The following is a 14,405-nucleotide window of genomic DNA, read 5'->3' on the forward strand; positions in this document are numbered from 1 at the left end:
AATTGGACAGATTGTGCTGATAAAATTGTATTAAAGACGCAGAAGGAGAGAATTATATGGAATTCATTAGTAATTTATTGATTGCCAGTGGTACAACAAATTATTTTTTTGGTGCCAGACCGGATGCGGCTATCATTTTTTTACTTTTTTTTGCAATAGCACTGTTTTTCTGCAGAAGAATCGCAACGAAGAACCATCTGTTTACTGCTTCTAATAAAAACGAATTAAATAAAGCCAAAGAATGTGAGACGATTAAATGAAAAGCTATAGTAAAGAACCACCCAGTATCAGGTTATTATTACTTGATTTGGCTACTCTGATTTTAGCTTATGTTTTAGCATTGTTTGCACGTTTTGGGGTGGTATTGAGTTACATTAATAATGAAAATTACAGCATATTGCTTATGGTTTGTATCCTGGTGAATATTGCTGTATTTTATATGTCGGATTCCAGCAGCGGGTTTTTCCGCAGAGGTTTCTTTCGGGAATTTAAAATCGTTGTATCCAGGAATCTGATTAATGTTCTGTGCGTAAGTACGATACTCTTTTTGTCTAGAAGAGGAATTATATATGCCCGGTTGTTTTTTGTAGAATTTTATATTTTTTACATATGCCTTAATTATTTGGCCAGACAATATTATAAAGTAATCATGCTGACTTATTTTAAGGAAAGTGAACGCAGCAATAAGATTATGCTTGTTACCACATATCGGAAAGCGCTTGAAATAATTACTAAAATGAGAAGTGCCAACCTCTCAGAGCAAAAGATAACCTCTATTGCAATCGTTGAGAAAGATATGACCGGTCAAGAGATTCTGGGTATTCCGGTTAAGGCGGGGAGGAATAATCTCCTTGATATAATACGGTATGAAACAATAGATGAAGTGTTCATCAGTGTACCTCCCAGAATGCAATTAAATCTTGAGGAAATGATAGAAGAACTGGAATTAATGGGAATTAAAGTAAAGCTTAATATCGATACATTCGGTTTGAACATTAAGGAAAAGAAGGTGGAGACCTATTCCGGGTATCATGTACTTGTCTTCAACAAAAAAGAATTCCAGGCTTCCAGACTTGTGGTAAAGCGTATGATTGATATTATAGGCGCAATAACCGGTATCCTGATAACAGGAGTATTAACACTTATTGTTGCACCTGCAATTCTTATGGAGTCTCCCGGACCTATATTTTTCTCACAGACCAGAATCGGTAAAAACGGCAGAAGATTTAAGATATATAAATTCCGCTCCATGTATCCGGATGCGGAAGAACGAAAGGCCGCTTTACTGGCACAAAATGAAATGCAGGGGTATATGTTTAAACTTTCGGAGGATCCCAGAATCACGAAAGTCGGCAGATTCATCAGAAAAACAAGTATTGATGAATTCCCGCAGTTTATTAACGTATTAACGGGAGACATGAGTCTTGTTGGGACAAGGCCGCCTACGGAAGACGAGTTTCTGAATTATGAAAGCAGACACAGGAGAAGACTTACCTTAAAACCTGGGCTGACCGGTATCTGGCAGACCAGCGGAAGAAGCAGCATTACCAACTTTGAAGAAGTTGTCCGTATGGACCTAGAATATATTGATAACTGGTCACTGAGCTTGGATATCAAATTAATTATTAAGACGGTGATTACCGTTCTGTCAGGCAAGGGAGCCAGCTAAACATAAGAGGAGATATTCCCGGGAGATTTATCTGCCCGTAGAATATAAATAATAACAGATATTAGTTATCTGAAGAAGGAGTGAATAGGGCATGACAAGGAGTACAAACACAGATAAGTTCAGAGTTACAGCTGGAAAGCTGTTAGCGGTTGTAATGACAGTTGCATTAATCATTACCTGCTACTCTCCAATATCTGCACAGGCAGCTGCAAAGCCGGCAATCTCCAAGACAGTTTCCGTATTAAAAGGAAAGAAAGTTGAGCTTAAAGTTAAAAATCCAACTAAAGGCGCAGCTTACAAATGGAAGACCGGTAACAAGAGCATTGCAACTGTAGACAGTAAGGGTGTAATTACAGGTGTGAAAAAAGGAAGCACTACAGTTTATTGTACTGTAACCGCTAAGAAAACATCCGTATATCTTAACTGTAAGGTAACAGTTGTTGAACCTGCCAAGAAAATTGTGATAAATAATAAAGTCACAAAGGTAAATGCCGGACAGGTTTATGATCTAAACAGAACTTTAACACCAGCTGCATCCAATGATCCAACAATCTGGAAGAGCAGTAATGAGAAAGTCTTAAAGTTTGGAAAATGGGGTAAATTTACCGCATTAAAAGAGGGTACTGTTACTGTTACTGCAACAACACTAAGCGGTAAGAGCGACAAAGTAACGATTAAGGTCGTAGATAAAGACGGTATCGTTACAACTCTAAAGGGATTAGAGGACCTGCTTGGAAGCGGTGCCGGACTGATCACCTTAAAGACAGAGGATGCAGCTGCCTTTACAATTCCTCAGGGCAACTACAGTAAACAAAAACTTGTGGTAGATGCGCCGAATGCAGATGTTACCAATAATGGTGTCTTTAAAGAAGTAGAAATTAAAGCTATTAAAGCTTCTACCTGGTTTGAAATGGCAGCAGGTAATATCATTAACGTAACCGCTGTGTCACCGGTAAGAATCATGATCGATAAGTTGGCCAGCGCTTCTGTTATTGCCAATAGTGCCAATACAGGTTTAACACTTGTGAATAATGGTACGATTACCGGATTAACAGTAAATGCGAATTCAGTTATTAGCATATCAGGAACCTCTACTGCAGTGATTCCGGTTGCAAACAACTTCGCAGGTGCTAACATTACTACCAGCATTCCGTTGGCAGTAACAGCTACTGCTAAATTTACGTTAACTGCATTACCGGGAGCTGAAGCAACTACCGTTGCAGCTGCTACAGCAGATGCTGTACCGGAAGTACAAGGTAATATTACAATTCCTGTAACAGTTGGTAATTCCAAACCGGAAGAGACCGGCAACCAGGGTTCTAGCGGCGGTTCCGGCGGCGGTTCCAACGGCGGTGGTTCTAATGGTGGTTCCTCTACTACTACGAAGACAATCACTAAAACTGGTGAAGGCGCTTATACCTTACCTGTAGAGTATACGAAGTTAAAGAAAGTTGTTGTATCCTATAATGGTGTATCTTATCAGGTTAGCAGCGAGATACTTACTCAGCTGAAAGGTTTCCTGAGTAATGAAGCTGCCACAATAGAGAAATGGAAGAATACAACAGAAACTACTAAGACTATTTCAGGACAGAAAGTAATTGTAACCGGTGAAAAAGGTGAACTTACCAAGACGGTTACTTTCTCAGACGGACTTTTAAACGGTAAGTCCTATGACGTAACGGTTGATGAAAAATCAGTAACAGTAACCGGCGGATCAGGTAAATCTTATACAATATCCAAGAGTGACGATAATAAGACCCTGTATATTGGCGATGCACCGGACAACTTAACCTTTAAGGTGACATATTAAGAATACTAATTGATAAAATGGGTTACTTAAAGACCAATTAACGCATATACCATATGAAGTCAGGGTATCCCTCATACCCTGATTCATATGGTTTATGAGTTTTTTTATAAATTGGTACAAAAGTTTAAAGGAACAATTAAACAGGTTTGCTACCTAAGTGGAGTGAAAAACGAATGAAGAAAATTATCCCGGTATTAGTGGTTGTCTTATTATTAATAGCCGGTAATGTACAGAGTGTAAAAGCCGGAGAACTAAATCAATATGAATCGGACCTTGTAGGCAGGGCCGGTGGGCAGTTTGAGAAAGATGGTGTAACATATCAAGCCGATTCTGCATATGTGCAGGAACTGATTAATTATTTGAGCCAGGACGGGGTAGACTTAACCGCAGCGCAAAGAGATGAGGCAGTCGCAGAAATGTATGCCAATGTAGAGGCTGGGATAGAGGAAGGATATTTAATTCGGGTATCCGGGCAGGAGAAAGAAAAGCCTGCGAAAGAAAAACCAAAGAAAGAAAATCTTGCAGAAGAAAAGCAAGAAAAAACAGAGGGTGAGGAAGGGGTCAGTACGAAAGAAGATAAGAAAGCCAATACAGCAGAAGAGGATAATGAGGCTGAAATGAAGCAAACGGAGAGCGGTAAGAAACCGGACAGTACCGGCGAAACAGAAACCGCCGAAGAGAATACGAAACAAACAGAAGATAAGAAAGAAGCAGTCACTGCTTCACAAGAAGAACCTACGGAAACAACCGGGGAAGACTTGAATCAATGGATAGGAAAACAACCGGTAACCAATACAGTTACTGATAAATATAGCGGTAAGATTAGCATTACGGATGAAGAGGGCAATAACCTTATGACCGTGGATACCGTAATAAAAAATACTGGGTTTAATATTAACCGGACAGTTTGGGTACTGTCAGGAATGGGTATCATTTTGGGAATTTGTATTATAGCGGCATATCGGTGGGGATTCTTACGTTAGGGCAAAAGGAGTTCATAATTGAAGAACAGGACAACAGGACAAATAATTTCTTATATAACCATGCCGATATTATTTACTGTCTTGGGATATCTGACAGTTATCATAGGAGGTGCCCCGGTGCTTGATCTGGTGAAGTCACATCTGTATATGATAATTGAAACAGGTTCACCGGATTACAATAATGAGTTTAATTCTGCACTGGTGGAATCCGGTATGTTAATGGAGGACAGTCCGGGTAATGGGAGCTTTCGGATACCGTCACAGGGAACCCATTATGGGAATATAAACTGTGACAGAATCGGACTGAAAGCACCCATCTATTATGGTGACAGTGAAGAAATATTGGAAAAAGGAGCCGGACAATATAGGGCAAGCGGTTTGCCCGGTGAAGATAAACCAATCTTAATCGGCGGACATGACGGAACCTACTTTAAACCTCTGGAAGAGATAACACTTGGCGACGTGATAAGCATTAGTACCAATTATGGTAAATATGAATATAAAGTAACAGGGACAAAAGTAGCCGGTGTATTCGATGATACGGCTTATGATTTAACGAAAACCAAAGAGCAGCTTATCTTGTACACCTGCTATCCCTTTGGGCAGTTAAACGGGAAGACGGATCAACGGTTTTTTGTATACTGCGACAGAATTAAGGATACAAAAGCAATAGCAAAACAGGGAGGTACACAATCAGAATGAAAGTTAATCACTCCCTTAAGAAAAAGTTATTAAGCTGTATTTTTTCTTTTATGTTATCCTTATCATTTACAACCCTGTTCGTATTAATTGGTCTGCAGCTTAGTGTATTTAACGATCGCCTTATCCTGGATAAGATAAATGAAAGCGGTTATTATTATGAAGTTCAAAAAGAATTAGACAACAGTGCTTCCTCAATTATTATGAATGCAGGTATGCCAACAGAACTGCTCTATGGGGTAATTACGCTGGAGAGAGTATACTTAGACGGCAGAACCTATATGGAAGAGGCTTTGGCGGATAAAACGGCGGTACCTGATACCGAGAAGCTTACCAAAGTATTAAAACAGAATATAGAGGAATATCTTAATCGCAACTCCATCCACCGGACAGAAGAGTTAGATGCCGGCATTGATGCCCTGATATCCTCTGTTAAGCAGGAATATAAAAGGGTAATAGAATTCCGGTTTATCCGGTATCTTGGAGAATATAAAGTATATTACAGGAATATAATGATAAAGGCTTTTCCCATAGCTTTATGTCTGGTTATATTCTTAAGTGGGATATTGATTCGAATGCATCGGTACAGACACAGAGGGGTGCGTTACATCACCTATGCTTTAACAGCCTCAAGCTTAAGTATAGGGGGATTAGCCTGTTATTTACTTATTACGAAAGCTGCTGACAGGAGGATAGGGACACCGGATTATTATCACAGGTTTTTAAGCAGTTATCTCAGAGGAAATCTACAGGTATTCCTTTATCTAAGCGGATTTGGTATCCTGCTGTCGATATTTTTAATCATCCTGACCGGATATCTTAAAAAGCAATATGCAGATTGACCGGTACCTATAAGGACTTAAGAGAAAGCAGGGAATATATATGTGTACAAATGAATTTATTGATATACATACGCACATTCTTCCGGGTGTGGATGACGGAGCAGAAAATCTGGTACAAACCATAGAGATGCTTCAGCAGGCAAAGCAGCAGGGGATTAAAACAATCATAGCTACCCCCCACTACACCTGCGGTGGCAGGAATAAACCGGCGACTACGTTGTTGGAGCTTCAGGAGCAGGTGCAGATGGAAGCAGCAAGGCATGACATAGAGATTCAGATTCTACCCGGCAACGAGTTGTATTACAGTGACGGTATCTTAAAAGCCCTGGAGACAGGAGAAGCTTTAACCCTGGCAGCCAGCAGATACGTTCTGGTGGAGTTTTCACCCAGTGAAGCCTACCAGACATTATACAGGGGATTGGGACAGCTTATACTTGCAGGCTACGTTCCCATTCTAGCCCATGTGGAGAGATATCTCTGCCTGAATAAAAAGGAAGAGCGGATTAAGGATGTGATTAATCTAGGTGCCTGTATACAGATGAATGGTGCCAGTCTGCTTGGCGGGTTCTTTAACAGAGAGGCCGCTTATAACAAAAAGCTGGTCAGAGCTGGTCTGGTTCACTTTATTGCCAGTGACTGTCACAATACCGGACACCGGCCGCCCTTGATGAAAGATATCTATAAGAACTTAGAGAAAAGTTTTGATGCCAGCTTGCTTCAGCGAATATTCCTGGAAAACCCCATGAAAATACTAGATGATAAGTACATATAAAGGAGTACGAATGGAACAGAATACGAACGACGAAATTGAAATCGATTTACTGGAACTTTTTTATGTTATAAAATCAAGAATATGGATCATATTATTAACCGGAATTCTGACTGCTATGGCAACCGGACTGATCAGTAATTTTTGCATCACACCTATTTATAATTCTACCACAAAGCTGTACATATTAAGTAAATCCACCTCTCTGACTAATTTAAACCTGTCAGACCTGCAGTTAGGAACCCAGCTTACCCAGGATTATATGGTATTAGTTGAGAGCCGCCCTGTGGTAACTCAGGTAATTGATAACCTGGGCCTTAACATGACTTATGAACAGATGATTTCCCGCCTGACAATTAAGAATCCCAGCAACACCCGTATCCTGGAGATCACAGCTGCATATCCGGATCCTTACATGGCGAAAAAAATAGTGGATGAATTCGCGAAAGTATCCTCCAACAGTATCGCCAAAATCATGGATACCACAGAGCCTGCTATCGTGGAGGAAGGATTTATACAACCTAGCCCCGCAAGCCCTAATAATATGAGAAATACACTGATCGGCGGGCTTGTTGGTTTATTCTTAGCAGGTACCGTTGTAATCGTACTTCATCTCATGGATGATACCATTAAGGACACGGAAGATGTGGAACGTTACTTAGGACTTAATACCCTTGGACTAATTCCAATCGAATCCGGTGCTTATAAGCAGGCGGAGCTTGATAAGAAGAAGAGAAAACGGAACCAGATCCTTGGCAAAAAAAGTGCTAAAACCGATACGGCGAAGAAAGGCAGGTAAGCAGGAATGGATAAGATAACATTTGCAAAACGGGAAGAGTTGGATTACAGAGCCAACGAAGCCTATAAGACATTAAGAACCAATATTCAGTTCTGCGGGAACGAGATGAAAGTCCTGGCCTTTACCAGTTGTACCCCAAATGAGGGTAAATCCAGTGTCTCCTTTAACCTGGCAGTATCCTTTGCGGAAACCGGAAAAAAAGTAATTCTCATTGATGCCGATTTAAGAAAATCCGTATTGGTCGGCAGATATAAGACCGGTGCCATTGAGGGAGGACTGACTCATTACCTCTCCGGTCAGAAACAGTTGGAGGAAGTTCTTCTAAGTACAGATATAAAAAATATGGATATCGTATTCTCCGGCCCGGTGGTACCCAATCCTGTAGAATTGCTGGAACACCAGAGATTTATCGATATGGTAGAGAAGTTAAGACAGGACTATGATTATATCCTGATTGATACACCTCCGCTGGGTTCCGTTATTGACAGTGCTGTAGTAGCAAAAGTATCGGATGGGGCAGTACTAGTGGTTGAAAGTAATGCCATAAGTTATCGATTCGCAAGGGATGTGAAGCTTCAGTTGGAGAAATCTAATTGCAGGATTCTTGGGGTGGTTCTAAATAAGGTAGCCATGGAGAAAAAAGGGTACTATGGGAAGTACTATGGGAAATATTACGGGAAGTATTATGGAACTTATGGGGATGAGAAGTGATGATAATGGAAAGGTTGAGATAAGTAAGAGTTAGTCATGAGAATTATTTAGTGATTTAAATTTTTTTATTATGTTCAATCACGATAATGTTTAATATAGTAGGATATATATAAACTGAGGCTAGATCAAAGATTACTGTAAAAATTTACATTTTATGGAAAGCAAAGTTAATAAGTTATTTGCTTTTATGAGTATTAGTATAAAATATAAAATGAGTTAATAACAACGATTTTAATGCAAACAACTCAATTATATTGCATTAGTAATGATAAGAATAATCAAATCACTTAAAAGAAAACAACTTCATCCATTGTGAAGCATGTGCAGCAGGTGAATTAAAGCAGGTACAATCACATTGATTGAGGATGGATTTATATGAGATTGGTGTTTATTCAAGGTGAGTGTACGAGAAAACTTTCTCAAATATGGCTGAGTGCAAGTTTCAAGAAGCTTATCTGATGGGACAAACTACAAATGAATAAAATGAAATTAGAGATTAAGTTGATTTTAATGTGTATGTACCAAGAGGTGGATGAGGACTTTGTGGGAAATTGACAGTTATACCGTTGCAATTGCCTGAGGTTATGTGAGCAATCTATGTGACTTAATGATTATATGCCGAGGAATTTGGTGAAATCATTGACTGTAAAGTAGGCGCTCTCATATTGAGGAGAACCATGGATGGCTGAGAAAGGTAAGTACGAGAGAATGAAAGTATGTTTAGTGGGATCATCTGGTGGGCATCTTACACACTTATATATGTTAAAGCCATTTTGGCAGGATAAGGAGCGATTCTGGGTTACTTTCGATAAGGAAGATGCAAGAAGCCTCCTTCAAGGAGAGAAGATATATCCGTGTTACTATCCAAGCAACCGTAGCATCAAAGCACTTATTATTAATACAGTAAAAGCTATAAATATTATTCCAAAGGAAAGACCAGATCTTATTATTTCATCTGGTGCTGCGCCAGCTATTCCGTTCTTTTACATTGGTAAGCTTTTTGGTGCCAAAACGATTTATATTGAAGTTTTTGATCGTATAGATACATCAACTATAGCAGGAAAGCTTTGCTATCCGGTTGCGGATAAGTTTATTGTGGAATGGGAAGAAATGAAAAAGGTCTATCCAAAAGCAGTAAATTTGGGAAGTATTTTCTAAGGAGGTGTGGACATGATTTTTGTTACAGTTGGTACGCATGAGCAACCGTTCAATAGATTAGTTGAGTATATAGACAATATGATAAGAGACGCACTAATCAATGAAGAAATAGTCATTCAGACCGGATATAGTACATATGAGCCGAAATACTGTACCTGGCAAAAGCTCTACCCTTATCAACAGATGGTAAAGTTTGTGAATGAGGCTAGAATTGTAATTACACATGGTGGACCATCTAGTTTTATTATGCCACTCCAAGTAGGAAAAACTCCGATTATAGTACCACGTCAGAAGAAGTTTGGTGAACATGTTAATGACCATCAGGTTGCATTTGCCCAAGAAGTTGCCAAAAGAATGGGGACAATCATTACAGTAGTAGATGTAGAAAAATTGGAGGATACCATTAAGGGCTATGATGAGATTGTTGCAAGAATGAAGAGTGGTACAAAAAGTAATAATGTAAAGTTTAATGTCGAACTTGGAAAGCTTGTTGATGATGTGATGACAGGAAGGAAAAAAAAGAAATGAGTATCCCGAAGATTATTCATTATTGTTGGTTTGGAGAAAATGAAAAATCGTATAATACTGTTGAATTTATAAAAAAATGGAGATTATTAAATCCTGATTTTGAAATAAAAGAATGGAATGAAACTAATTTTGATGTGAATATTAATGCATATGTTAGAGAAGCATATAATGCACAAAAATGGGCTTTTGTTTCAGATTTTGCAAGACTTTATGCTTTATATAATTACGGTGGAATATATTTAGATACGGATGTTGATGAAGTTAAATCATTCAATTCACTTTTGAACCATGTGGCTTTTATTGGAACCGAGAGTCAATTTTCTATGTGCACAGCAACAATTGGTTCAGAAATGCATTCTAAATTTATTAAAGAAATTATGGATAGTTATAACGAGAAACATTTTATTTTTAAGGGAGAAATGGATACTATCCCGAATTCTCAAAGAATCTATCAAATTCTTTCAAATAATTATAGGTATAAGTATTCTGAAAATGTTATACAAAATCTTGGAGTGTGTATAGTATACCCATCTGATTATTTTTCACCAATTAATTGTTATACATATCGTGAGGAAATAACAGATAATACAATTTCTATTCATAGATATGCTGGTACATGGAAAAGCAGGAAAGAAAAAAGGAAAGATAAGATAATGGGGTTACTAACTAGAGTGATAGGTGAAAATAGACGCGATGCAATTAAGAAAATGATTAAAAATAAATAAGGATAAGATAAATATGTTTTTCTCAATAATAATACCTATATATAATGTGGAGAAATATTTAAACAAATGTGTTAGTAGCATTTTGAAGCAGGATTTTGTTGATTTTGAACTCTTATTAATTAATGATTGTTCAACAGATAATTCCCTACAAATTGCTCAGGAATATGTGAAAGATAACAGAGTTCAGCTTATTAACAAAGAAAGTAATTCTGGATTATCAGATACTAGAAATATCGGTATTCGAAATGCAAAAGGACAGTATATTATATTTATAGATTCTGATGATTATGTCGAGCTGGGGTGTTTTCACAAATTATTCGAAGTAATAAGTGAAAATAAATTCCCAGATATAGTCTATACTGGATTTATTGAAGAACGTGGAAATAATTCTTTATTGAAGTATGGATACGCTAGTCAGAAGAATAGATATTTTGACGGAAATGCTTTTTTAAGGAGTGAGCTAAAGAAAAGAACATTATATGCGGCTGCATGTTTTGGAATATATAAGAGAGAACTATTAATTAGTAATAACCTTTTATTTAAGTCTGGCATTTTTCATGAAGATGAATTATGGACGCCACAGGTTGTATATCATGCTAATTCAGTGTACACGTCTGAAATGGCTTTTTATCATTACATACGAAGAAATGAATCTATTACAAAGGTTAAAGATAAAACTCAGAATGGACTAGATCTAATCGAAAGTTGTAATGAATTAGATAAAATATTTCAATCCATCGAAGACGATGAATTGAGACGATTAATGAATAATCATATTGCAATGTTATATATGAAAGCAATGTGCAGGGGAAAACTATACCGGAAAAAATATATACATAATATAGATAAGCGTTATCCATGGAAAAGAGTTCTTTTTATATATGATCGTATAAAGGCGATACTATTTAGTTTTAGCCTTAGGCTATATTATATGATTGATTTGAAAATAGGGGATAACGAAGTATAGTAAAGATATTGGAGAGTTGAGATGTCTATAAAAATACCAAAATTTAAACAGACTGAATGGTTAATAGTTTACATAATGTTTATTACAATTTTTGCAAGCATGATAAACAGTTTTATAGCAGGTGTCCATGCATTGTATTACACAATTGATATTGCCAACACTTTACTATTTCTAAATATTTTATACTGCAAAAAATATAAAGAACTTTTTAAAGGGTCAAGTAAAATAGTAGCTATTTGGATCTGTTTTTTTATCGGTTACGCTATATTTATATCAATAGTGAAGATAGACAATGTGGGTTTATTTTTATGGGCTATAAGAAATAATTTTAGATACTATATCTTTTTCTTTTCCTGTATTTTATGGCTAAAGGGAAATTTTAAATTTTTTAATAATTTAATAATAGCAAATTTCGTTGCAGTACTATTTGAGTATCTAATTCTTGGAAAAAGACAAGACTGGATTGGAGGTATATTTGGATTTATTGGAGGAGATGTAAATGCACCTTTAAATATATTTTTGATAGTAATAACAACATATTCTGTTATTTATTACTTAAACAAGAGAGAATCGTTTAAAACTTTTATACTTAAGACGGCAAGTTCATTTTTAATAGCAGCTATTGCCGAATTGAAGATTTTTTATATTGAGTTTGCAATTATATTACTTTTCGCAGTTCTTATTACCGATTTTACTATAAAAAAAATAATCATTGTGTTAGCTTTTGTATTAGGTGCGGTTGTTTCACTTCGTATGCTGTACATTGTTATGCCTGAACTGGATCCAGAGTTTTTCTCAATCAGCCATATGTATCTCTATGCAACTTCACACAAAGGATATACGGGCTCTGGTGATATGAATAGATTTAATTTCTTAAGCCAATGTAATGAGATATTAAAAACCAAATCTAATATGATTACGGGGCTTGGCTTAGGAAACTGTGAAGTGGCAACCAATATTGGTTGGTATTCTAAATTTTTTAGTACATACTCTTATACCCATTATAATTGGTTGTCTTCGACCTTTATGTACTTAGAACTTGGATGGATTGGTATTATTATGTATTTTGGTTTGTTTATCTTATTTTTTATTAAGATAATTCAATTGGGCCAAAATAAGAATAATCTTTTAAATAGTCAAATATGTGCAATACTTGCGCTAATGACAATAGTTTTGTTGTTCTATAATTCATCAATGAGAGGAGACTATGCTTATCTGATGTTTTATGCACTAGCAATTCCTTTCAAGAAAAGTAATATTAATACTGCTTAAGAGATGGAGAACTATTAAAAGTCAATAGTTTTTTGTAAAAATTGTTATTTAAAAAAAGGTAATCAAAATAACCTTTCAAAAATAATTTTTGTAATACTTATAAAAATATACTGCAGGCTGTCACTACTAATGCGTCTATTTTGATACGACTTAAAGACTGAGACTTACTAAATTTAGTGAGAAGAACAAGGTTAAATTCTATGAAGTTGTGAATTGGGCTTTTCAAGGAATAACTTCAGATTTAGAACATTATGAACAGTAGGTTCGAAATATATTTTTAATTCATCTTGGTGATCCAAAGATTGAAGAACTGCTTGGTGTTAATCAAACTCACCATCAGTGTTTTTGATGGTGAGTAAATATGACATGTCCTGTATCAGAAATAATGCAGCAATAATGTTTGTACTTGAATATGTCTATTCTGACATGATAGATATCACCTTAGATAATATTTTATGTTGTTTTTCTCAAGGATTCAAAAAGCTGTGGTCCGGGTCACCTCGAAATAGTCAAAACTGTAGAAAAATAGGAATAACTCACAATGCATCAGAGTAATAGAGATTACCCCAACAAAAAGGTTGGGAGAAAGGAAAATAATCCAATTAAACTCATTAAGTAGATGTTTAGATTATACGTGATAGAAAATGATACCGAAGGTGATAAATTATTGTTGGTTTGGTGGAGCGGATCTGCCGGAACTGGCAAATACATGTATAGAAAGCTGGAAAAAGAATTGTCCTGATTATGAAATAAAGCGATGGGATGAGAGTAATTTTGATTACAACGAATGTGAATATATTATGGAAGCGTATAAAGCGAAAAAATGGGCTTTTGTGAGTGATTACGCTAGGTTTAAAATATTATATGAAAATGGAGGTGTATATTTTGATACTGATGTTGAATTAATTAGACCGATTGATGATTTTCTAGAAAACGGACCATTCATGGGATGTGAGCCGGGAGATGTCTTACAAGCAGCTCCAGGATTAGGCTTGGCAGTAGAGCCGAAGAATGAGCTGTTTAAGGAGATAGTTGAATATTATAAAAATCAAAAGTTTCTGAGATCATATGGTACAGAAAATCCTGAAACAGTTGTATCAAGAGTGACAGCTATTTTGAAAAAATATGGATTTGTTGGGAATGGATCTATAGAATATATCAGAGGCATATGTATTTATCCACCAGAATATTTTTGCCCAAAGAATTATTATACAGGGGAAGTTAATCTTACGGATAAAACAGTTTCAATTCATCATTATAGTGCGACTTGGCATGAGCCAGAAGAAGATAAAAGCTATGTCTTAGAACAAAGGTTTAATAGAGTATTTGGCATAAAACTTGGGACAATACTGGGTAAACCAATTCATTATTATTACAGACTCAAGTTAAGAGCAAGACAAAGAGGTGGATATATTAATGCTTTGAAATATTTTGCATACAAACTTAAAGGAGGTTGAATTTTACTGGTCAAAA

General features: G+C 36.5%; 15 protein-coding genes. All 15 read left to right on the forward strand.

All coding sequences use genetic code 11. The features are described from left to right. Positions 1-56 precede the first annotated feature (56 nt). The 15 genes from RBU59_RS17245 to RBU59_RS17315 all read left to right on the forward strand — a co-directional run bounded on the left by RBU59_RS17245 (position 57) and on the right by RBU59_RS17315 (position 14,389). Complete coding sequence (locus tag RBU59_RS17245; protein WP_308143742.1) at positions 57-260, forward strand: hypothetical protein; 204 nt, start codon at positions 57-59, stop codon at positions 258-260. Then, on the forward strand, positions 257-1,669 hold the full coding sequence (locus tag RBU59_RS17250) for a sugar transferase (protein ID WP_308143743.1): 1,413 nt from the start codon (positions 257-259) through the stop codon (positions 1,667-1,669). The genes RBU59_RS17245 and RBU59_RS17250 overlap by 4 nt, the downstream gene beginning before the upstream one ends. Positions 1,670-1,760: 91 nt before the next feature. Beyond that, a complete protein-coding gene (locus tag RBU59_RS17255; RefSeq protein WP_308143744.1) occupies positions 1,761-3,479 on the forward strand; it encodes an Ig-like domain-containing protein in 1,719 nt (572 codons plus the stop codon). 173 nt (positions 3,480-3,652) lie between these two features. Further along, entirely contained in the window at positions 3,653-4,462 is an 810-nt protein-coding gene (locus RBU59_RS17260; protein WP_308143745.1) for a hypothetical protein, read from the forward strand. Between the two features lie 18 nt (positions 4,463-4,480). Then, on the forward strand, positions 4,481-5,164 hold the full coding sequence (locus RBU59_RS17265; RefSeq protein WP_308143746.1) for a class D sortase: 684 nt from the start codon (positions 4,481-4,483) through the stop codon (positions 5,162-5,164). After that, positions 5,161-6,003 carry a hypothetical protein gene (locus RBU59_RS17270; protein WP_308143747.1) on the forward strand — a complete coding sequence of 281 codons (843 nt, stop codon included), beginning with the start codon at positions 5,161-5,163 and terminating at the stop codon, positions 6,001-6,003. Before RBU59_RS17265 ends, RBU59_RS17270 begins: the two co-directional genes overlap by 4 nt. A gap of 40 nt (positions 6,004-6,043) precedes the next feature. Then, a complete protein-coding gene (locus tag RBU59_RS17275; RefSeq protein WP_308143748.1) occupies positions 6,044-6,775 on the forward strand; it encodes a CpsB/CapC family capsule biosynthesis tyrosine phosphatase in 732 nt (243 codons plus the stop codon). Between the two features lie 10 nt (positions 6,776-6,785). After that, positions 6,786-7,571 (forward strand): YveK family protein, encoded by a 786-nt coding sequence (locus RBU59_RS17280; RefSeq protein WP_308143749.1) that lies wholly within the window; start codon positions 6,786-6,788, stop codon positions 7,569-7,571. A gap of 6 nt (positions 7,572-7,577) precedes the next feature. Beyond that, positions 7,578-8,282, forward strand: a complete 705-nt coding sequence (locus RBU59_RS17285; protein WP_308143750.1) for a CpsD/CapB family tyrosine-protein kinase — start codon at positions 7,578-7,580, stop codon at positions 8,280-8,282. A gap of 708 nt (positions 8,283-8,990) precedes the next feature. Continuing rightward, positions 8,991-9,440 (forward strand): PssD/Cps14F family polysaccharide biosynthesis glycosyltransferase, encoded by a 450-nt coding sequence (gene pssD, locus RBU59_RS17290; protein WP_308148599.1) that lies wholly within the window; start codon positions 8,991-8,993, stop codon positions 9,438-9,440. Between the two features lie 12 nt (positions 9,441-9,452). Beyond that, positions 9,453-9,968 carry a glycosyltransferase gene (locus tag RBU59_RS17295; protein ID WP_308143751.1) on the forward strand — a complete coding sequence of 172 codons (516 nt, stop codon included), beginning with the start codon at positions 9,453-9,455 and terminating at the stop codon, positions 9,966-9,968. After that, positions 9,965-10,693, forward strand: a complete 729-nt coding sequence (locus tag RBU59_RS17300) for a glycosyltransferase family 32 protein (protein WP_308143752.1) — start codon at positions 9,965-9,967, stop codon at positions 10,691-10,693. Before RBU59_RS17295 ends, RBU59_RS17300 begins: the two co-directional genes overlap by 4 nt. A 13-nt stretch (positions 10,694-10,706) precedes the next feature. Beyond that, complete coding sequence (locus RBU59_RS17305; protein WP_308143753.1) at positions 10,707-11,660, forward strand: glycosyltransferase family 2 protein; 954 nt, start codon at positions 10,707-10,709, stop codon at positions 11,658-11,660. 21 nt (positions 11,661-11,681) lie between these two features. After that, positions 11,682-12,932, forward strand: coding sequence for a hypothetical protein (locus tag RBU59_RS17310; protein WP_308143754.1), 1,251 nt, complete (start codon positions 11,682-11,684; stop codon positions 12,930-12,932). Between the two features lie 644 nt (positions 12,933-13,576). Continuing rightward, the gene (locus RBU59_RS17315; protein ID WP_308143755.1) at positions 13,577-14,389 is read left to right on the forward strand and encodes a glycosyltransferase family 32 protein; all 813 of its coding nucleotides are present in this window, start codon (positions 13,577-13,579) and stop codon (positions 14,387-14,389) included. Positions 14,390-14,405 lie beyond the last annotated feature (16 nt).

Source organism: Anaerocolumna sp. MB42-C2, assembly GCF_030913705.1.
Classification (GTDB): Bacteria; Bacillota; Clostridia; order Lachnospirales; family Lachnospiraceae; genus Anaerocolumna.